Annotated in this window: 14 protein-coding genes; 1 reads left to right on the top strand and 13 read right to left on the bottom strand. The window is 66.7% G+C overall.

Annotation, left to right across the window (positions count from 1 at the left end):
- Positions 1-42: 42 nt before the first annotated feature.
- The 12 genes from AMD30_RS10420 to AMD30_RS10365 form a co-directional block, all read right to left on the bottom strand.
- The gene (locus tag AMD30_RS10420; RefSeq protein ID WP_055475579.1) at positions 43-1,821 is read right to left on the bottom strand and encodes an acyl-CoA dehydrogenase; all 1,779 of its coding nucleotides are present in this window, start codon (positions 1,819-1,821) and stop codon (positions 43-45) included.
- A gap of 150 nt (positions 1,822-1,971) precedes the next feature.
- Complete coding sequence (locus AMD30_RS10415; protein WP_055475578.1) at positions 1,972-3,777, bottom strand: helix-turn-helix domain-containing protein; 1,806 nt, start codon at positions 3,775-3,777, stop codon at positions 1,972-1,974.
- 257 nt (positions 3,778-4,034) lie between these two features.
- Positions 4,035-5,687 carry a chaperonin GroEL gene (groL, locus tag AMD30_RS10410; protein ID WP_010844616.1) on the bottom strand — a complete coding sequence of 551 codons (1,653 nt, stop codon included), beginning with the start codon at positions 5,685-5,687 and terminating at the stop codon, positions 4,035-4,037.
- 116 nt (positions 5,688-5,803) lie between these two features.
- The gene (locus AMD30_RS10405; RefSeq protein WP_055475577.1) at positions 5,804-6,829 is read right to left on the bottom strand and encodes an NAD(P)-dependent alcohol dehydrogenase; all 1,026 of its coding nucleotides are present in this window, start codon (positions 6,827-6,829) and stop codon (positions 5,804-5,806) included.
- Between the two features lie 3 nt (positions 6,830-6,832).
- Positions 6,833-7,633, bottom strand: coding sequence for an iron-sulfur cluster assembly protein (locus AMD30_RS10400; RefSeq protein WP_055475576.1), 801 nt, complete (start codon positions 7,631-7,633; stop codon positions 6,833-6,835).
- Positions 7,630-8,676, bottom strand: a complete 1,047-nt coding sequence (locus tag AMD30_RS10395; RefSeq protein WP_055475575.1) for an amidohydrolase family protein — start codon at positions 8,674-8,676, stop codon at positions 7,630-7,632. The genes AMD30_RS10400 and AMD30_RS10395 overlap by 4 nt, the downstream gene beginning before the upstream one ends.
- Before the next feature lie 187 nt (positions 8,677-8,863).
- Entirely contained in the window at positions 8,864-9,202 is a 339-nt protein-coding gene (mimD, locus tag AMD30_RS10390) for a propane 2-monooxygenase effector subunit MimD (RefSeq protein ID WP_014927755.1), read from the bottom strand.
- Positions 9,203-9,204: 2 nt separating this feature from the next.
- Positions 9,205-10,323: an aromatic/alkene monooxygenase hydroxylase subunit beta gene (locus AMD30_RS10385; protein WP_055475574.1), complete on the bottom strand. Its 1,119-nt coding sequence runs from the start codon at positions 10,321-10,323 to the stop codon at positions 9,205-9,207.
- Positions 10,324-10,369: 46 nt separating this feature from the next.
- Positions 10,370-11,410: a 2Fe-2S iron-sulfur cluster-binding protein gene (locus AMD30_RS10380; RefSeq protein ID WP_010844610.1), complete on the bottom strand. Its 1,041-nt coding sequence runs from the start codon at positions 11,408-11,410 to the stop codon at positions 10,370-10,372.
- Between the two features lie 145 nt (positions 11,411-11,555).
- On the bottom strand, positions 11,556-13,193 hold the full coding sequence (locus AMD30_RS10375; protein WP_055475573.1) for an aromatic/alkene/methane monooxygenase hydroxylase/oxygenase subunit alpha: 1,638 nt from the start codon (positions 13,191-13,193) through the stop codon (positions 11,556-11,558).
- 165 nt (positions 13,194-13,358) lie between these two features.
- Entirely contained in the window at positions 13,359-14,528 is a 1,170-nt protein-coding gene (locus tag AMD30_RS10370; RefSeq protein WP_055475572.1) for a helix-turn-helix transcriptional regulator, read from the bottom strand.
- Between the two features lie 33 nt (positions 14,529-14,561).
- Entirely contained in the window at positions 14,562-15,944 is a 1,383-nt protein-coding gene (locus AMD30_RS10365; protein WP_055475571.1) for an FAD-binding oxidoreductase, read from the bottom strand.
- 542 nt (positions 15,945-16,486) lie between these two features.
- On the opposite strand from AMD30_RS10365, the gene AMD30_RS10360 reads away from it, so the two are divergent.
- Positions 16,487-17,725 (top strand): HNH endonuclease, encoded by a 1,239-nt coding sequence (locus AMD30_RS10360; protein ID WP_055475570.1) that lies wholly within the window; start codon positions 16,487-16,489, stop codon positions 17,723-17,725.
- A 519-nt stretch (positions 17,726-18,244) separates the two neighbouring features.
- Here the strand turns inward: AMD30_RS10360 and AMD30_RS10355 are convergent.
- A complete protein-coding gene (locus AMD30_RS10355) occupies positions 18,245-19,456 on the bottom strand; it encodes a serine hydrolase domain-containing protein (RefSeq protein ID WP_055475569.1) in 1,212 nt (403 codons plus the stop codon).
- Positions 19,457-19,465: the final 9 nt, after the last annotated feature.

The following is a 19,465-nucleotide window of genomic DNA, read 5'->3' as shown; positions in this document are numbered from 1 at the left end:
GCAAGACGTCCGACGCGGTGCGCCGGCCGGCAGGAAAAGGCGTCAGAACCAGGCGGGTTCGACGTCGAGAGTCGTGCGGTCGAGGGCGGTCAGCAGGTCGAGCTGGGGACCGGTCTTGGGGAGCTCATACCGGAAGAAGTACTGCGCGGCAGCACGTTTGCCGTCGTAGAAATCGCCGGTCCGGGTGCCGACCGCGAGGAGCTGCTCGAGCCACATCCAGGCGATCACGATGTGTCCGGCCGTCTCCAGATAGACGGTCGCGTTGGCCAGTGACAGCTTGGGGTCGCCTGCCGACCAGATGTGCGCGGTCACCTTCACCAGGCGGTCCACCGCGGAGTGCAGCGCCTCGGCGTGATCGGCGAGTCCGTCGACCCCACGTGCGCGTCCGACGGTGGTCTCGATGGTCTGGGCCAGGCCGGCGAGTCCGGCGCCGCCCTGCATGATCACCTTGCGCCCGAGGAGGTCGAGTCCGTGGATGCCGTGTGCGCCTTCGTGGATCGGGTTGAGCCGGTTGTCCCGGTAGTACTGCTCGACGTCGAATTCGCGGGTGTAGCCGTACCCGCCGTGGACCTGGATCGCGAGGCTGTTGGCCTCGAGACACCATTGGGAGGGCCAGCTCTTCGCGATTGGGGTGAGCACCTCGAGCAACAGGTTCAACCGATCGCGTTCGGCGGGGTCGGTCGCGGTCGCCGCCTCGTCGACGAGGGTGCTGCAGTACAGCCCGAACGCGAGAGCGCCCTCGACATAGGACTTCTGGGCGAGCAGCATGCGGCGCACGTCGGCGTGCTCGATGATCGGGACCGGCTTGGTCGAGGGGTCTTTCTGGTCGACGGGCCGGCCTTGCGTGCGCACTTTCGCGTACTCGAGTGAGGCCCGGTAACCGGCGTAACCCAGTGCGGTGGCGAGGAATCCGACACCGATGCGCGCCTCGTTCATCATGTGGAACATGTAGGAGAGGCCGCGGTGCTCCTCGCCGACCAGGTAACCGACAGCGCCGGATGTCGGGTCGGCGGCGAACGTGCCGTCGCCGAAGTTGAGCAGGGTGTTGGTGGTGGCGCGGTTGCCCATCTTGTGGTTGAGGCCGACGAGCGCGACGTCGTTGCGGGTCCCGTCGGCGAGGTACTTGGGCACGATGAACAGTGAGATGCCCTTGACGCCGGGGCCACCACCGGGGATCTTCGCCAGGACGAGGTGGACGATGTTCTCGGTGAGTTCGTGGTCGCCGGCCGAGATCCACATCTTGGTGCCGGTGATCCGGTAGGTGCCGTCGCCTGCGGGTTCGGCCTTGGTGGTGATGTCGGCCAGCGACGACCCGGCCTGCGGTTCGGACAGGCACATCGTGCCGGAGAAGCGGCCTTCGACGAGGGGACGGACCCAGGTCTCGCGCTGCTCCTCGGTGGCGTATTCGGCGAGCAGGTTGGCGTTGCCCATGGTGAGGAAGTTGTACGACGACATGGCGGCGTTGGCGGCCTGGAACCACACGGCCGATGCCTGGCGGATGACGGTCGGCAATTGCATGCCGCCGAGTTCCTCGTCGAAGGAGGCGGAGATCAGGCCTGCCTTGCGGTACTCGGCGAGCCCGGCGACGATCTCGTCGGGCAGCACGACCTTGCCGTCGTCGCCGATGTAGGGCTCGTTGGCGTCGCCGATCTTGTTGGCGGGTGCGAAGCACTTCATCGCGATGTCGGCGCTGAGTTCGAGTACGGCGTCGAAGGTCTCGCGTGAGTGCGCGGCGAACCGGTCTCGCGAGGTCAGGGACTCGACGTCGAGCCATTCGTACAGCAGGAACTCGAGGTCCCGGCGGGACATGGGTGTGCTCATCGCATTTTCCTCGTCGATCGGGCGGCGGGCGCCGGTATCTGAATGTCCGCCGCTCGTCCATCATGCCCCGGCCGGACCAGGACACGACGACACACCCCGGCTCGGCTCGGCGACGGGCTGCGTGCGGACCGACGACGCCGGGTGGCGCCGTCACACGTCGATGCCGAACTCTTTGATCTTTCGGTAGATCGTCGCGCGGGAGATGCCCAGCGCGTGGGCGGCGGCCAGTTTGTTGTGACCGTTCTCCTCGAGGCTGCGCACGATGGCGTCGCGTTCGAGCGCCTCGATGCGGGTGAGGGTGTGTCGGCTCTGCGCCCGATAGGTCGGGGGAAGCTGTTTGACCGTGATCGTCCCGGACCGGTGATGGGTGACCACGTCGCGCAGGGCCTGCCGCAATTCGGCGACGTTGCCGGGCCAGGTGTACTTGCTGAGCTGTCGCATCGCATCCGGGGCGACCGGGAGTTCCTTTCCCCGGGTGAGTTGTCGGAGGATGGCGGGCACCAGGACCTGTAGGTCTTCGATGCGATGCCGGAGTGGCGGCACCTCCACGGTGTGGGAGAAGAACGGCAGCAGGGTCGCGCCCAGGGCGGGCAGGGTGTCGACGTTGCCGAGCGTGATTCCGAGCCATCCTGCGTGTTCGCGGCCCTGCAGCACGTCGGCGACGTCGAAGAGAATGTCGTCGTCGAACTCGTCGATGTCGCGCAGGATGATGGCGAAGTCGTCGCGCTCGATCTCGGTACCGAAACTGTCGAGGGTGTCGGCGTCGGAGAAGTCTTCCGCGGAGAAGACGCGGATGGTGCCACGGCGGTACTGGCCCGCTGCTGCGCGTAGCACCGCGGCCCGGCCGCTCCCGCGCTCGCCCGACACCGCGATCCAGCGGCCTGCTCCGACGTGCTGGGCGATGCGATCGCAGCATTCTCGCCATGACGAGCTGCGGCCGACGATGCCGGGGAGCGTCGCCGCCGTCGCCGGTCGGCGGCGGGGCTCGGGAGATGGCCCCGGATCCATCAGGTGGACGTGGAAGACCGCGATGCCCGCGTCGGTGTCGGAGAACTCGGCGACCGGTGCGAGTCGCACGGTGCGGCCGCTGGGCAGCGTGTTGACCCGGCGGGCGGTCGTGGTGTCGAGAGTCTGGTCGACCGCGTGCTCGAGCATCGACACCTGGTCCTGCGGGTCGATGCTCTGGCGTAGGCGCCGGTTCATCAATACGACGTCGGCGGCCAGCGCCAGGACCATCATCTGGGGTGCCCGCCGGCAGGTGGCGAGATAGGCTGCGAGAAGCCGGGATTCGCGCTCGCTGGCATTTGCCAACATCTGCTGCTCGATCTGGACGGTGGCCGATTTGGCCAGGGAGAGCAGCAGCGAACCGCCCTCTTCCACCCAGCCGGTGAGGTCGAGGGCGCCGACGATGCCGCCGGAGAACGGATTACGGATCGGGACCCCGGCACAACTCAGCTGGGCGAGGCAGCCCGCGTAGTGCTCGGCGCCGGTGACGAGTGTCGCCTGCCTGGTCTCGAGTGCGGTGCCGATTCCGTTGGTGCCGGCATGCTCCTCGCTGTAGCTGTACCCGGGAGCCAGGGATACGGCATCGAGCTGGCCGAGGAGTTCCCTGCTGCCGGCCGCGCGGGACAGCACGACGCCGTCCGGGGAGGTGAGGATGATGCTCACCGGCTCCGTGGACAGGTCCACGGCGAGCTGGTCGAGCACCGGGCGGGCCGCGCTCATCAACGGGCTGTCGGTGTTCGGTTCACGAACGAAGGGGAGCTCGAGCCGATCCGCCTGCACCTTGAATGAGCGCGACCGCCGCCAGGAGGTGGAGATCGCGTCTCGGACGGTGCCGTCGACACGGTCGTCGGGCGTCCCGTCCTCGCTCAAGAATCGTTCGCGCGCTCGCGCGACGTAGGTGATCGAGTTCCGGGCCCGGGCTGTGGGCTGATGATTCACCTGGGTGGACAACTCCCTACTATGATGTACGTCTCACATCAACCGCAGTGTACCGAACAGGTGCTGGTGGCGGGTGGCATCCGCTACGGAGTCGGCGAAACCGGCCTGCGGGGATCCATCTCGGCAGTGGGCCGGCCGCGATCGATGCCGAGAACGAATTCCGATCGCGACCGGCCCCCGTCACCGTTGTGCGGTGACGTCCCGCCGGGGTCGGTGGACCGGCCGGTGCATACCGGCCGGTTGCGTGGGGCGGTGTGCGGTGTGGCCGGCTAATAGATGTTCGAGGGTCGGACCATCCCCTCGGCGAGGTCGCCGAAGCCCGGCGCCTCGATGGCGCCCGGATGGGTGAGTACCTCCTCTACCACGGCGGTCTCCGTGGTGATCAGCAGAGCCGCGATGGACGCAGCGCTCTCCAGCGCGGCCTTGGTGACCTTCGCCGGATCGATGACGCCCTCATCGAACATGTCGCCGTAGCCACCGGTCATCGCGTTGAAGCCATGTCCCAGCGGCAGTCCGCTCACGACCCGCACCACCTCCTCGCCGTCGAACCCGGCGTTGGTGGCGATCCAGAAGAGGGGTTCGGCCATCGATCGGCGCACCACATCGATGCCGACCCCTTCGTCGCCGGATACCTCGGCGAGCGATTCCAGGGCTCGATGTGCCTGCGCCAGAGCAGTTCCGCCGCCGGAGACGATGCCGTCCTCGACTGCTGCCCGCGTCGCGGCCAACGCATCCTCCACTCGGAGCATGCGCTCCTTGAGTTCGACGCTGGTGACCCCGCCGACCCGGATCACCGCCACTCGGCCGGTCAGCCGCGCGATCCGGAGTTCCAGGCTGTCACGGTCCGCGTCGATGCGGGCACGCGCATGCTGGGCCTCGAGCTGGGCCACGCGGGCGTCGACGAGGCTCTGGTCACCCCGAGCGCCGACGATCGTCGTCGCATCCTCGGTGATGGTCACCCGGTCACACTTGCCGAGCTGTTCGACAGACACCTCCGACAGTTCCAGGCCGGTGTCCTTGGCGATCACCTGACCGCCCAGTGCGACGGCGAGGTCCTCGAGTTCGGCGACCCGCCGGTGCCCGAAGCCCGGGGCGCGGACCACTACCGATTGCATCGTCTTGTGCATGTTGCCGCCGACGAGGAGTTGCAGTGCCGGACCGTCGACGTCCTCGGCGAGGACCAGCAGTGGGCGGTCGGCGCGCTTGGCCGCCTCGATGCTGGGCATGATCTCCTGGACCGTGGTGATCTTCTTGTTCGTGAGGAGTACCACCGGGTTCTCGAGGACGGCTTCCATGCGTTCGTGATCGGTGACCATGTAGCCGGAGATGTACCCGTGGTCGAACTCGATGCCGTCGACCACGTCGACGCCGAGTCCGAGCGTGTCGCTCTCCTCGGTCGTGATGACACCGTTGCGCCCGACGTATTCGACGGCCGACGCGATCGCCGACCCGATGACCTCGTCATCGCTGGCGGCCAGAGTGGCTATCCGCTCGAGGTCGCTCCGGCCGCCGAGCGCGATGGACTGTTGCGACAGTGCCTCGATGACGGTGGCGATGGCACGTTCGATGCCACGACGCACTCGCATCGGGTTGGCGCCCTGTTCGACCGCGCGCAGACCCTCGCGAACCATGGCCTGCGCCAGCACGGTTGCGGTCGTGGTGCCGTCACCGACCGCCCCGTTGGTCTTCATCGCCACTTCTTTGACCAACTGGGCGCCCATGTTGGCGAACGGGTCGCGCAACTGGATCTCCCGGGCGATGGTCACCCCGTCGTTCGTGATGGTGGGAGGGCCGGTGAGCTTCTCCAGAACGGCGTTGCGTCCCTTCGGTCCCAGCGTCACCTTGACCGCGTCGGCGAGTGCGTTGACCCCTCGCTCGAGCCGCAGTCGCGCTTCGGCGTTGTAGCGCAACTCCTTGGCCATGGTAGTCCTGCCTTTCGTTCGTTGTTCTCGGCTGTGTACTGCGGTGAAACTGTTGTGTCTCTTGGTCCCTGAGGTGTGAGAAGCGACAGCAACGGAACCTCGAAGGGTCGGCGAGGTCAGGGGACGAGGATCGCCCGCCCGCGCACCCGGCCGGCGTCGAGGTCGTCGAGGGCCTGCTGGAAATCGTCGAGGGCGTAGGTGCTGGTGTGCAGCTTCACCTTTCCCCGCGCGGCGAGGTCCATCAGCTCCCCGAGGTCGTTGTAGGAGCCGACGAGGTTGCCGATGTAGTTGATCTCCGTCGAGATGACGTCGATGGTCGGCACGTTGATGTTCTCGCCGTAGCCGACGACGAAGAAGTTCCCGGCCCGCCGCAGCATCGCGGTGCCCTCGGCGGTGGCCCCGCCCTCCCCGACGAAGTCGAGTACGGCCTCGGCGCCGTGCCCACCGGTCAGTTCGAGGACCTTCTCGACGTGCGAGCCGACGGCGACGACCCCGACGTCGGCCCCGATCTGCTGGGCGAGTTCGACCGCGTCGGGGTTGCGGTCCACCACGACGATCCGGACCGCGGAGATGGCAGCGAGGACCTGGATTCCGATGTGGCCCAGACCTCCTGCGCCGATCACCACGCACGTGTCCCCGGGTCGCGTCATGCGCGCGACCTTCGCGGCGGCGTGGTACGCGGTCAGTCCCGCGTCGGCGAGCGCGGCGACGTCGGCGGGTTCCAGCGAGTCGTCGATCCGTACGACGCTGCGGGCCGTGGTCTTCAGGTACTCCGCATACCCGCCGTTGGTGTCGATGCCCGGGAACTGGCTGTTCTCGCAGTGCACGTCGTCGCCGAACCGGCATGCTCGGCAGAGCCCGCAGGTGATGAGCGGATGCAGGATCACCTTGTCGCCGACGGCGACATTGGTGACCGCGTCACCGATCGAGTCGACCCACCCGGCGTTCTCGTGGCCGATCGTGTACGGCAGTGCCACACCGGATTTCTCTTCCCATTGACCCTCGAGGATGTGCAGGTCCGTGCGGCACACTCCGGCGCCACCGATCTTCACGATCACGTCGAGGGGGCCGGTCACCACCGGCGCGGGAACCTCGTTGAGTTGCAACTTGTCGTGGTAACCCACGACCTGAACTGCACGCATGGTCTACTCCTGTTCCGTTCGGGTGGTGCCGCCGCGGGGGGTCCGGAGATCGGTGATGATGGGTCCGCTCCGGCCGTCGCAGGCGGTGTCGTCGGCGTAGCGGGTGGCGAGCAGACCTCGGCAGAAGTGGCTGTTGCCCTCCATCGAGATACGCACCGAGCGCGCGAAGCGCAGGCGCATCGGCACCTGTTCGGCCGGTAACGGCCGGCCATCCTCGTCGACGACGACGAGGCTGTTGGGACAGACGCTGAGTCCCAGCTCCATCCGCCGGCGCAGCAGCGCCGACTTGCGGTGACCGCGGGGGAGATCGCGCAGTGCGAGGCGATCGACCTCGGACACCAGTACGCGTCCCGCGGTGATCTCGGCAGCGACGCAGCGCTCCATCGCGGCGGTGTGGGCCTTGCGCCGGAACGTCAGTCGCAACTCGTCGAGGCTCTCGAGCGCCTCCGCTCCGAAAGTGCCCCTGTAGCCGGCGTGGGCGTCGAGCCCGGAGTTGATCTTGTCGCTGTCGTGGTGATCGTCCAGCAGGACCCGCACCTGACCGATCCCGTCGATGTCCTCGAGCGCGTCGAGGGCATCCGAACCCATCAGGTAGGCGAAGTTCGGTGAGCAGAACGACGTGGGCAGACGCAGGTGCACCGTCGTCCCGGCATCGTCGATCAGGATCGACCGGATGAAGTTGAGATCGGTGATCGGTTCGTCGAGCTCGGGATCGAGGACAGTGTCCAGCGCGGCGAGTATGTCGTGCTCGAGTCGGATCGCGCGACCGATGCCGGGCGCCGGGCGATGGTCCAACGCGGTCATGCGTTCACCGCATCTTTTGCGCCGGCTGCCACCTCGGCATCCGGATCGGCTGCGCTGGTGGGCAATCGGAGTTCCTCGGGTACCTCGATGTGCGGGTAGAGCGCGGCCGCGTTGAGGCCGAGAATCTTCTTCTTCTGCTCGACGGTGATCGGCGCGTACTCGGTCATGTCCTCCGGGATCTGGAAGTCGACGAACTTCTCGACCAGCCACTGCGGGGTCCACAAGGCGTAGTCACTGGCGAAGAGGATCTTGTCCTCGCCGATCCAGTAGAGGAGCTCGCCGATGATCTGGGCGAAGTACCGCGGACGGGTGTGGATGAACGGAATGGCCACGGCCAGGCCGCCGAACACATTTGACTCCTGTGTCGCGATCCAGCAGAAGTCCTCGAGCCGGGGGAGACCGACGTGCTCGACGACGAAGTTCAGGTCCAGGTAGTCGGTGGCCACCTTGTCGACGTCGGCGACGTCGAAGGCGTCTCGGTCCAGCGGCCGGATGGTGGGGCCCTTGTGGATGTGGACGTTCTTGATGCCGAGTTTGATGCACTCCTCGAGGTAGCGGCGCGACCAGGCGTCGTCGAGCTTGTAACCGCGTGAGTCGCCGAACCATTCGGCGGTGTAGAGCTTGACCCCCTTGAGGTTCATCACCTCGGCGTCGCGGCGCAACTGCTCGAGCCCCGCCTCGCCGTGCCGGGGATCGTAGGCGTGGTTGTAGGTCAGCAGACCGGGATTGTCCTCACACAGCTTCAGCGAGTCGTCGACCTGTGCGAAACCGTTGACGTAGAAGTCGCTCAGCATGGTGGCCTGGAAGATCGCGTGGTCGGCCGGGCCCTCCTCGAAGAGGTCACGCATCAGCCGCTCCGGGCCGTAGTAGGTGTAGGTGTCGTAGTCCCACACCTGGTCCTCGGGGCTGAGGTTGCGGTGATAGTCGTAGAAGCAGTCGATGAACTGCTTGCCGTGGATGTTCTTCTGGTTGGATTCGCGTCCGTCCCAGAGGTGGACGTGGGCGTCGACGATGAAGTACTGGTCGCCGTTCTTCTCGTACATCGTGTGCTCCTGACGATCATGGGCTGTGGTCTCGGCTGCTGGGGCTGGGCTGTGTCGAACGGGGGCTGTCTCGGATGTGGCAGGCGGGGCGGGGAATCGGTGGGCGGGGCCGGGTGATGGGGTGGTGTACGTCGTGACCGCCGGGAGCGGTCCGCCGGCGGTCACGACGCGGGCCTGATGCGAGCTCTCAGCTCTGGGCGGTGAGGTCGAACCCGATGTACTCGGCGGCGTCCTCGGGGCTGGCGAACAGGAAGGTCCGGTCGTCGAGGTGCACCATCCGCCCGTAGTGGGTCGAGCTGATCTCCTCAAAGATCGATCCGTCGAAGTCCTGACCGAGCGCATCGGTCAGTTCGTCGTAGTCGAACTCGAGCCGGTTGACCCCGTCCACGCGGATCATCGAGGGGTACTCGGTGAGTTCCACGCCGTCCTTCGCGCCCATGACGTCGGCGACGACGCGGCCGATCGGGGTGTTCATCAGGGTCACGCCGCACATGTTGGAGAACTCGGTCTCCGCACCGAATTGCATGGTCACTTGGTCAACTCCTCGGGGATGGCGACATCGATTGATGTCAGCAGGTCGGTGAACTTGGCGGTTGCCGCGTCCAGGCTGGTGGCGAAGGTGATCGACTTGTCCGCCGGCTGGGACCAGATCGGTTGCAGCGCGCGGGCCGCCTCGAGGCACCGGGGCACCCACACGGCGAGCCACCGGGCGAACAGCTCCTTGTTCTGGTCTCCGAATTCGTCGTCGCGCGTGAGGATTCGGAACAGGCTCCTGGTGTAGGCCAGGTCGCGGTCGTAGTCGTGCTCACCGGTGCCGACGATGGTGGGGGTGATGTAGTCGCCGTTGCGGGCGGCGACCTGCATGACCAGCTCCGAGCGGAACAGCGATCCGACGAGCTGTTCGAAGACGATGTTCGTGGCGAAGAGGAGCTCGCACCAGTCGCCGACCGCCGTCAGACGCTCGACCACCTCGCGGGTCGGCTGCCACTCCGGTGCTGCCTGCCACACCGCTTTGTGCGCCTCGCCGTCGAACTCCTCCTCGGCCTCGGACAGATCGAGATTGAACAGTGCGAGGTCTTGTGCGAAACGCATCTTGTGGGCGGCGTTCACCGCCACGGCGGTGTTGATCATGTTGGTCGGACCCGACCGCTGGATGGAGGTGAACACGTGTAGCGCCAGCCCGTTCTCGGCGTGCATCCAGGCGCCGAGGTTGCGCTCGATGAACTTCAGCCACGGTGAGTTCCAGGAATCGTATGCGCGCGCCCGCTTGGCGTTCTGCAGGCACAGGTCGACCTGGTGGACGACCGCAGAGTTGTTCCGGTAGATCGTCTGGTCCCACTCCTCGTTGGGATCGAGGAAGGCGTGCCAGTTGCTCGACTTCGCCGTCGTCCATTCCTGTGGGTAACCGCCCGGGCCGTTGCCGAACCCGTAGATCCAGCCCTGGCTCAGGTGCCGTTCGGGATCGGGCTGCACGTCGACGGTGACGTCCTCGTACATGGTCGCGCGCTTCTTGGCCGGCTGGTAGTAGCTGTACTTGCGGCTCTTGGAACTCGGGAAGTCCTTGGCGCCGGCTTCGGCGTCGGTGAACTCGATGGACGGGAAACTGCGTTCCCGCTGGTGGGGTTTGGGTGCGGTGGGTGCGGACATACTGCGCGCTCCTCGGGGTGTCGGCGGGCTGTCGGGGTGGGGTGGACTAGTCGAATGCCGGGCTGGTGAAACTGTCGTAGAAGATCTGGTCACGCGGCACCGAATGTTGTTCGGCGAGAGCCAACGCCGCGTCGACCATGGGCGGGGGTCCGCAGAAGTACACCTCCGTTCGGGACAGGTCGGATTCGCATCCGTTGACGATGTCGGTGACGTTGCCCTCGGCCACCGAGACGCCTGCGGGTGCGTCGGCGGCGGACTCGGACAAGCATGCGGTGAACCCGAAGTCGGCGATCTTCTCACCGAGAGAGGCGATCTCGTCGAGGCAGAAGAGATCGGCCGCGGTGCGGGCGCCGTAGTAGAAGCGCACCGGACGTTGGATCCCGGATTCGCTGATGTGCCGGAGGAGGGAGAGCAGCGGTGCCATCCCGGCGCCGCCTCCGATGCAGACGAGCGGGAGCACATGCCCGCTACGGAGGGTGCACGACCCGTACGGACCGTTGACCATGATCTCGGTGCCCGGTTCGAGTCCGCTCTCGAGCATGCCGGCGAACACGCCGCCCGGATACTTCTTGATGAGGAACTCGAGTTTGTCCGGGGTCGATTGTGTGGTGGCGATCGAGAACGACCGCTTCTCCTGCGTTCCGGGAATCGAGAGGTCCACGTACTGGCCGGGTTTGAACTCGAAGGTCGCCGGCTCCACGACATCGAGACGCAGGGACACGATGTCCTTGGTCATCGACTCGACCGCGGCAACGCGGGTTCGGACGTCCTGAATCGGTGCCCCGCCCAGCAACTCGTCCTCGTCGAAGTTCAGCAGTTCGATGTCGCAGTCGCTGTAGGCGTAGGTGCGGCAGAGCAGGACGTAACCCTCGGCCTCCTCGGCGTCGTTGCAGGCGAAGGTCGAGTAGTCGTCCATCTGGACGTCGCCGTCGAGCATGTAGGACTTGCACGCCGAGCACCGGCCCTCCCGGCACCCGTGCATGAGATGGATTCCCTGCCGGAATGCGGCGTCGAGAATGGTCTCGTCCTCGCCCACCTCCATCTCGATGTCGACGGGGGCGAAGTTGATGCGATGTGTATCGGCCACGGTGTCTCCAGTTCGAACTCGGGTGCGAGGACCCTTCGTGACGCTCCGCTCCTCAGGGAGCAGTGAATGGCTTGCGGGACATCCACTCGCTCCCTGAGGAGCGCTCGGAGCTTGCGGAGAGCGCGTCACGAAGGGTCGACGCGACTCAGGCCGGTACGGCCCCGTTGGTGTTGGCGCGGTACGCCGCGATGTGGGCGTCCCGCTCCTCGTCGGACATCAGATTGAGCAGCACGTTCGGACTGTTGAAGACGTTGCCGCGGACATCGTCGAGCGTCCACATCTTCTTCGGGTCCAGATCGAGGTGCGGCTGCGGGATCAGCGTCTTGCCGTCATCCCGGACGTAACCGAGGTCGGTGATGATGTCGGCGAGGTCCTTGCCGTGGTGGAGTGTCTCCCATTCGCGGAAACCGGTGAGGCGACCCATGTTCGGGGTCTCGCGACCCTCGTACTCCCCTCGGAACGCCACCGCGTCGGTCCAATAGCAGGTCTCCGAGCAGTAGGTGCGCCACTGGTTGTCGACCTTCTCGGTGACCATGTCCTCGCGGATGAGGGCAGGCACCATGCAGGTCCAGCACCGGTGCGGGTACTCATACCCCACCTCTTCGAAGGCGATGGGCTTGTTGCGGCCGGGGTAGGCGAGCCGGTTGTAGTTCTCCCACCACTTGCCGAACTTGTTGTACCAGCCTGGGTACTTCTCCTCGAACCACTCGAAGTCCTTGTCGGTCATGGCGTCGATGCGCCAGTAGTTGACCGGCCAGCCGGTGGCGAAGAAGCGGGCGACCTCATGCACGTAGTGCTTGTTGGTGATCCGGTTCCACGCCTCTTCGACGAGGTCGTGCGGGATGGTGAGCCCGTACTTCTCCAGCGGCAGAAGGTAACTGCGGTAGTAGTCGTCGTAGATCCAGCGACGCCACATCTCGGCGTAGCTCTCGCGGTCCTTGCGACGGTCCTTGGTGCCGTACTCGATGAAGGTGCCGATGGCCGCGTCGACGACACAGTGGTTGTTCCACCACGCGTAGCGCAGGTCCCGCTCCAGCAGCGGACGATTGCGCTCGTCGGCGAGTGCCATGAGCAGGATCGAGTAGCCGTTGGAGATGTGTCGCGACTCGTCGGACTGGACGGAGTGGAACACGGTGGGCAGCAGATAGTCGCCATTGGCGGCGGCCTCGTCGGGCATGGCGACGAAAAGAGTGTTGGTGAAGGCTGTTTCGGCGACGACGGTCAAGTAGATGTTGGCCGCGGTGATGGCGTCGCCGGTGATGAAACCCTCGCCGAACTGGCGACCGATGGTGCCGGCGTAGTTGTTGGCGAACGCCTTCTCGGTGATGTCGAAGCCGGCCGGGTCGATGTAGTTGTTCATGTACAGCTTCTTGAGGTTCATCTGGATCGTCGAATGACGAACCTCGTCGATCATCTGCACGGCGAGGCCGTTGTGGATCTCGGGATTGGGGACGGCGTCGATGGCCATCGGCATCGCGCGAGCCGCGGAGATCTCGGGGAACGGGATGATCGACAGGAACAGCTTCTGCCATTCCAGCCAGCGTTCCTGCACCTGGCGGAACATGTTGCCGCGGATGGCGCCGTCCATGGCGCCGTACACGCGATTGTCCTTCTCTTCCTCCATTGGGAAGTACGACCGCATGATCTGCTTGAGCGGATCCTTTTTGGGGGCCTTCTCGAAGGTGTAGTCGGTACCGAACCGGGTGGCCGGGGTGGCGAAGGTGGGCTCCCAGGACAACTCGGTGATCTTCGCATGGGCTTTTGTCAAGCTCTGCCTGCTCAAAGTGCGCCTCCTCGGTGGAGAGCCGGCGGACTGCCGGCCCGCATGGACTGGAGCGACTTCGATACAACCCTGTGACGTGGATTACAAACGTCTCACTGTGAGACGACGGCAACGAACCCGCCGCGTGCATCGCGCACGGGGCGGGTCCGGAAAGGGGAAGAGCTGCTAGTGCGCGCCGTCGGAGGCGGCGAACGACCCGGACGGCAAGAGCGGATCGTTGAGGCGCTGGGCGTACTGGTCGAAGTAGATCCGTGCGATCAGTTCGCGTCTGCTGCGGACGCCGGCCTTGTCGAAGATGGATTTCAGGTGATCCTGCACCGTGTAGGCCGACACGTGCAGGGCGGTGGCGATGTCCTTGGTGGCCACACTCTGCAGCACCATCTGGGTGACGTCACGTTCGCGGGCGGTGAGTCCGAACGCCTCGACGACCAGCGGGATGATCTCGGGCGGACGCGCCTCCTCGATCGTCACCACGACCTCACCCACCCGGCCGTCGGCCGACGACAGCGGCGAGGCGTGGATGACCAGCCACATGCCCGAGGCGCCGCGCACCCGGAGTCGCGGCGGGACCGTGGACTCGCCCGTCCCGTAACGCCGCGCCGCGCCGATGAGGCCGTAGATCGGGTTCATCACCGCGGCGCCGTTCGGGCCGGACGCGAGGTCGGCGATGCGTTCCTGACTCCCGGCACTCATCTGGACGATCTCGTTGTTGCGGTCGACGATGAGCACCGCCGGGCCGTGACCCGCCGCCGGTGACACGCTTGCACCGCTTCGCTCGGGCGCACTCACCACACTGCTCAACAGCCCCACGCGGACGCCGTAGGCGAGGGTGCGGGAGAGCGATCCCAGGAAGGCGACCTCGTCCGCATCGAACGGCCGGCACCCCGCGCCGCTGCGGAACATCGCGATCCCGGCCCACGCCCGATCGCCGTCCCGCAACACCATTCGGGCCTCGTCGTGGAAGCAGTACTCGGGAATCATCAACTGCGACATCCGGTTCGAGCGCTCGGTCGCGCCCCGGTTGAGCAGATTGAGCCCGACCGCGTCACGCTTGGCAGCGACCATCTCACGGTAGGCGGACGGCTCGACCTGGCCGTATTCGAGGAGCCCCCAGTCCGGATCCCGGTGATCCTCGCCGAGAAGCGAACCGTATTTGCGGGCGCTGGTGAGCAGCACGGTGTTGGGATCGAAGGTGCCGATGCAGACCGCGTCGACCGGCACCGCTCGGCGCAGCGACGCGACGGTTTCGGCGAAGAAGTCGTCGAGTCCGAGGCCGGCGTGGGCCACGACCTCGATGTCGCGACGCACGCGCTCGGCGGTCAGACTCGATGTCATCCGACAATTGTGGGCGTGAGCTGCGGCGGATGTCTATCCCACAATAGTGGGGTCACCCGGTCGGAGGACCCCGGTCGGATCGTGCCGGCGGCGGATGGTCTCCAACCGGGTTCGCTGGTCTGCCGACCAGAGCGCGTCGCGTTCGCCTGCGGTCCGCCCGGAGAAGTTCAGCAGAGCTCCGCACGAGTGGGCGGCGAGCGCCTCGTTCACGGCGGCGAGATGCTCCCCGACCTGGTCACCCAACGGGCCCGCGGGCACGCCGATGGCGATGACGGAGAACGCTCCGTCGCGACCGACGACGGCGTTGGGCACTCGTTGCGGCGCCCGCAACCGGCCGCCGAGGAGGCGGATCTCGACGATGGCCAGCGGGCTCGCCACCTGGGGGCCGGCGACCGCGAGCAATGCGTCCACGGCCGACGCCGGGAGACCTGCGAGCAGGCAGCCGCGTTCAGCGCTCGGCATCGGGCCGGGCGGGTCCATGTGCACCGCGTCGAGCGCGGCTGCCGGCAGTACGTCGACGTTCTCCAGCAGGACCGGCCCCGCCGATCGCATCGGCGCCAGCAGTGCGGCCGCGGTGGCCGGGTCGCCGGTGTGCGTGTAACGCACGTGGACGGCGAGCTGACCCTGCAGGGGTGGGGGCAGGTTGGGGTCCGGCGGGAGCCGGAGGATGGCCACCGAGGTGCCGGCCTCCTCGGGCAGGGTCGGGGCCCACTCACGCCACGCATGCAGGACGTCGCCCGCCGACGAACCGGCGAAGAAGATCCCGCCGCCGTAGACCGTGGGCAGATCGAACAACTCGAACTCGAGTGCGGTGACGATGCCGAAGCCGTCGCGTCCGCCGAGCAGTGCCCAGAACAGGTCCGAACCCGCGGACGCGTCGACCGTGCGGACGATTCCGTCGGCCGTGACGAGCTCGATCGACCGGACATGGTCGGCGGCGTAACCGAATTGCCGACCGAGGGGACTCAGGCCGCCGCCGAGCGTGTACCCGACGACGCCCACCGACGACGAGGAGCCGACGAGCCCGGTGAGGCCGTGTGGCGCGGTCGCCGCGGCCACGTCGCGCCACCGCACCCCGGCGCCGACGCGCGCGGTCCTGGTGACCGGGTCGACGCTGATCTCGGTCATCCGGGAGGTGGTGACGACCACCGTTCCGCGCCCCTCGATGGGCGAACCGTGCCCGGTCGCCCGCGCGCTGACACGCAATCCGTTGGAGCGCGCGTACCGCACGGCGGCGGCGACGTCGGCGGCATTCGTCGCACCGACGACCACGTCGGCAGCCGGGATCGCCGCGAGGTTGAAGCCGGACAGTTCGCCCGTGTAACCCTCGTCGGCCGCGGTGAGGACAGGGCCGGCGACCGCGGAAAGCAGGGCGTCGAAGTCGGTGGAGTCGATGGGTTCGGAGGTGATGGACACGATGATTCCTTCGGGATCGGGACGTGCGGATGAACGCTGTGCGTGTGTCGGTGGTGCGCCGGGACCGGCTGCTCCATGGGACTCAGAATGGCTGAGCCCCTTTTGTTCCCGCCATCCCTCGAACGCGGGAAATGCGCGCGCCAGAGTTCTGGGCCCGCGAGCGTCCCAGAATTCTGGGGGGCGGCGGTCAGTCGACCCGACCCCGATGGTTGAGCCGGTACCGAGCGAAGCCAGGCGCCGAGTCGAAGCCACTCGGTGACCCGACGCCGCTGTACACGCCCGACGGACGCTGCGCCACACGACGCGCGGCTGGTTGCGGATGCGGCCTCGCAGAGAGTCCCCAGACCCGGCCCAACAGAGACGAAGCGCATCTCACCCGAACGCGGCACAGATGTGGCTGGGGTTCACCACAGTCGACGATCCACCACAGTCAACGAGAATCAACGCACAGTCGACGAAAAACGATGCACAGTCGATGAATTCGCGTTTCGAGCCTGTGAAAACTCCTCGGAATCGAACGCACGTTCCTGTACCTTGGAGTCATGCCCGAGCTAGCCATTATCCTCGATCAGCTCATCGAGACCACCCCGCCCGCCGACGACCCCACAGGCAGAGCAACATTCGACGCCCTCGACACGTGGCGTCTGATCCGCAACCTTGCCGACCATCAGATCGTCACGCACGCAGCGCAACTGAACGCCCTCGGCGTCGCGCAGAAGGCTGGCAGCACCACCAAGAAGTTGCTGATCGAGTCAGGCCATGCCCCTGCTGCTGCACACCGCACCATGCGAAGTGTCGATGCCTTACACGCACTGCCCGTCCTCGCTCGTCACGCCGCCGACGGGCAACTGTCCGGCGAGATCGTCGATGCCATCGTGCGAGGCACGAACGAGATCGAGGAGCGATGTGCTGGCGCCCTTTCCGGGGATGACAAGAGGAGGCATGAGATGGAACTCCTCGCCCAAGCATTGTCCGGTGCGGCACCGACAGAAGTGCTCAAGCACGCCCGAGCCATCGGCAGCACGCTCGCCAACGCTTCCGGCACCGGTGTACCGGCGGCCGACGACCCATCGCTGAACTCGGTCAACGCCCACATCCGCGACGACGGACGCGTCGAAGTCCATGCCGACCTGACCCAGGTCGTCGGTGAGAAATTCCTGGCGATGATCGACGAACGTTCCTGCCCACGGCCCGAACCCGATGGCGCCGAGGATCGACGCACCGCCGAGCAACGCCGCGCAGACGCATTCGAACTCATCCTCGACCAAGCCGCGTTGGGTGCCAGCATCGACACCGTTGGCTCCCCACGCACCCAACTGATGCTGACCATTCCCGCCGTCGGGGACCCAGCGACGCTGCCGTGGACCGGTTCGGTCAGCCAAGCCAGCGCCCGACAAGTGTCGTGCGACGGATCCCTGACCGAGATCATCCTCGACGACGAAGGCGTACCACTGCAGATGGGCCACACCCACCGGCTGTTCCCGGCACACCTCCGTAGAGCAGTGATCATCCGCGACACCTGCTGCATCAAATGCGGTGCGCCGCCGTCACATACACAGGTCCACCACGTCACCCACTGGGCCGACGGTGGACCCACCGACCTCGACAACGGCTGCCTGTTGTGTCAACGCTGCCACACCCAGGTCCACCACCACGGGTGGGACATCGTGATGGGCTGTGACCGCCACCCCTGGCTCGTCCTTCCCGCCACCATCGACCCACAACGGCGGCCACTACCCGCCTACAACCGACGCACCATGCGCCTCGACGACGCCGCCTGACGCCACCCCCCCAGACCGCCAGACCTTTGCGTAGCACCTTCCGCACCCGGACCTCGTTCGGGATCGCAACCGTACCTTGACAACTTCACAGTGAGTTCCCTCCGTGCCCTGTTCCTGTTGCGATCACCTTCGCGCGGGAACGGGTTACCTGACAACGCGCAACGGCCTGTTCGCCGGCAATCGGCCCGCGAGACACGCTCCGTAACGGTTCACTGCGCGACCGCGACCACGTAGCCGCCCCGCCGATCGCCTAACCGGCTACGGGTTCATGGCGGACGTCGAACTGGCGCGCTGCGGTTCGTGGCTCGCCTGACTGCGGCCTGGGTCGGCCACATCCGCACCCTTTACGTCCGTCGGTGAGGATCTCGGAGCGCACCGGGCAGGAATGGTCGTCGGCGGTGTGGTGCGGGTAGAGGCAGCCGCGCAATGTTTGGTACCGGTCGAACGTCTTTCGCAATCTCGCCGGGTCGGGCAACTGGGTATCGCACAGCGTCACTTCGTGCTGAACGCCCCGCGAGGTCAGTCCGTCAGGGTCCGGTACGTGGCGGCTTCGAAGTCGAGGTATCCGTCGACCGACGCAGGATCGAAGAACGGGAAGATCTGCGTCGCCCAGAAGCCGCCGAGCCGGGTCTGGGGATCGATCCAGTAGTAGAGGTTGGCCAGCCCGGCCCACGACTGGGACCCGGCCGGGCGCCCGGTAGGCGCGTCGGCATCGTTGATCATGAACGGGTACGACCACGATTTCGGTGTGCCGGGGAAGAATTCGACGTCGTGGCTCAACGGCGGTATCACGCCGGGGAGTCGTCCGACGGCGAGGTGCCCGATCTGATTGCGAAGCGCGAGCTCGACGGTGTCGGGGCGCAGGATCTGCTCCCCGCCGTCGGATCGGCCGCCGCGCAACCACATCCGCAGGAACCTCAGATAGTCGGGGACCGTGGACCAGAGGCCCTGCCCGCCCATGTCGATCTCGGGATCGGCGGGCTGTTCCCAACGGTGGTTGGGCACGAGCTCGCCCCGCCTGCGCATGTGGAGGACGGCACGTCTGCTCCGGGCGTCGTCGGAGAGCGCGAATCCGGTGTCGGACATGCCGAGTGGGGCGAGGACCCGCTCGTGCATGACCTCGCGGAGTCGACGCCCGGCGACGGCCTCGATGACCTGTCCGACCCAGTCCAGGCCGGAGCCGTACTCCCAGTTCGTGCCGGGATCGAACAGCAGGGGGGTTCGCAGTGACGCCCCGGTCGCCGTGGCGACGGCGGGCACGCCGTGGTCCGAGGTCAGTCGGCGGTAGGTCTCGTTGAAGAAGTCGTAGCCGAAACCGGCGGTGTGCGTGAGCAACTGGTGTGTCGTGACATCGGACGCCGGCGGGCGGAGGCGGGGTTGGCCGTCGTCGTCGAAGCCCTCGATCACCTGCAGCTCGCCGATGTCCGGTACATAAGAACGCGCCGGTGCGTGGAGGTCGAGGTCCCCGTCCTCGACGAGCTGCAGCGCCACCGTCGCGGTGACCGCCTTGGTCGCGGAGAACAGTGCGAACACCGAGTCGACGGTCATCGGCTGGGGGTCGTCGAGGGCACGTACGCCGGCCGCGCCCAGGAACACCGTCTCCTCGTCGGTCGTCACGCCCGCGACCACACCCGGGACCCGCGGATCGCCCTCGGTGCGCGCCGTCAGGATCGGAGCCACCGCCTCGGCGAGGAGGTCGGAACGGACGGTGCCCGGGGGTCGGGTGTTCATGTGACGGCT

The organism is Gordonia sp. HS-NH1 (assembly GCF_001418765.1).
Lineage (GTDB): Bacteria > Actinomycetota > Actinomycetes > Mycobacteriales > Mycobacteriaceae > Gordonia.
This window is presented reverse-complemented; position numbering and strand designations above follow the sequence as displayed.

What these genes read in the sequence shown, in the direction of transcription:
- AMD30_RS10420 (WP_055475579.1), bottom strand. Translation starts at nt 1,821, where the DNA reads ATGAGCACACCCATGTCCCGCCGGGACCTCGAGTTCCTGCTGTACGAA.
- groL (WP_010844616.1), bottom strand. Translation starts at nt 5,687, where the DNA reads ATGGCCAAGGAGTTGCGCTACAACGCCGAAGCGCGACTGCGGCTCGAG.
- AMD30_RS10405 (WP_055475577.1), bottom strand. Translation starts at nt 6,829, where the DNA reads ATGCGTGCAGTTCAGGTCGTGGGTTACCACGACAAGTTGCAACTCAAC.
- AMD30_RS10400 (WP_055475576.1), bottom strand. Translation starts at nt 7,633, where the DNA reads ATGACCGCGTTGGACCATCGCCCGGCGCCCGGCATCGGTCGCGCGATC.
- AMD30_RS10395 (WP_055475575.1), bottom strand. Translation starts at nt 8,676, where the DNA reads ATGTACGAGAAGAACGGCGACCAGTACTTCATCGTCGACGCCCACGTC.
- mimD (WP_014927755.1), bottom strand. Translation starts at nt 9,202, where the DNA reads ATGCAATTCGGTGCGGAGACCGAGTTCTCCAACATGTGCGGCGTGACC.
- AMD30_RS10385 (WP_055475574.1), bottom strand. Translation starts at nt 10,323, where the DNA reads ATGTCCGCACCCACCGCACCCAAACCCCACCAGCGGGAACGCAGTTTC.
- AMD30_RS10370 (WP_055475572.1), bottom strand. Translation starts at nt 14,528, where the DNA reads ATGACATCGAGTCTGACCGCCGAGCGCGTGCGTCGCGACATCGAGGTC.
- AMD30_RS10360 (WP_055475570.1), top strand. Translation starts at nt 16,487, where the DNA reads ATGCCCGAGCTAGCCATTATCCTCGATCAGCTCATCGAGACCACCCCG.
- AMD30_RS10355 (WP_055475569.1), bottom strand. Translation starts at nt 19,456, where the DNA reads ATGAACACCCGACCCCCGGGCACCGTCCGTTCCGACCTCCTCGCCGAG.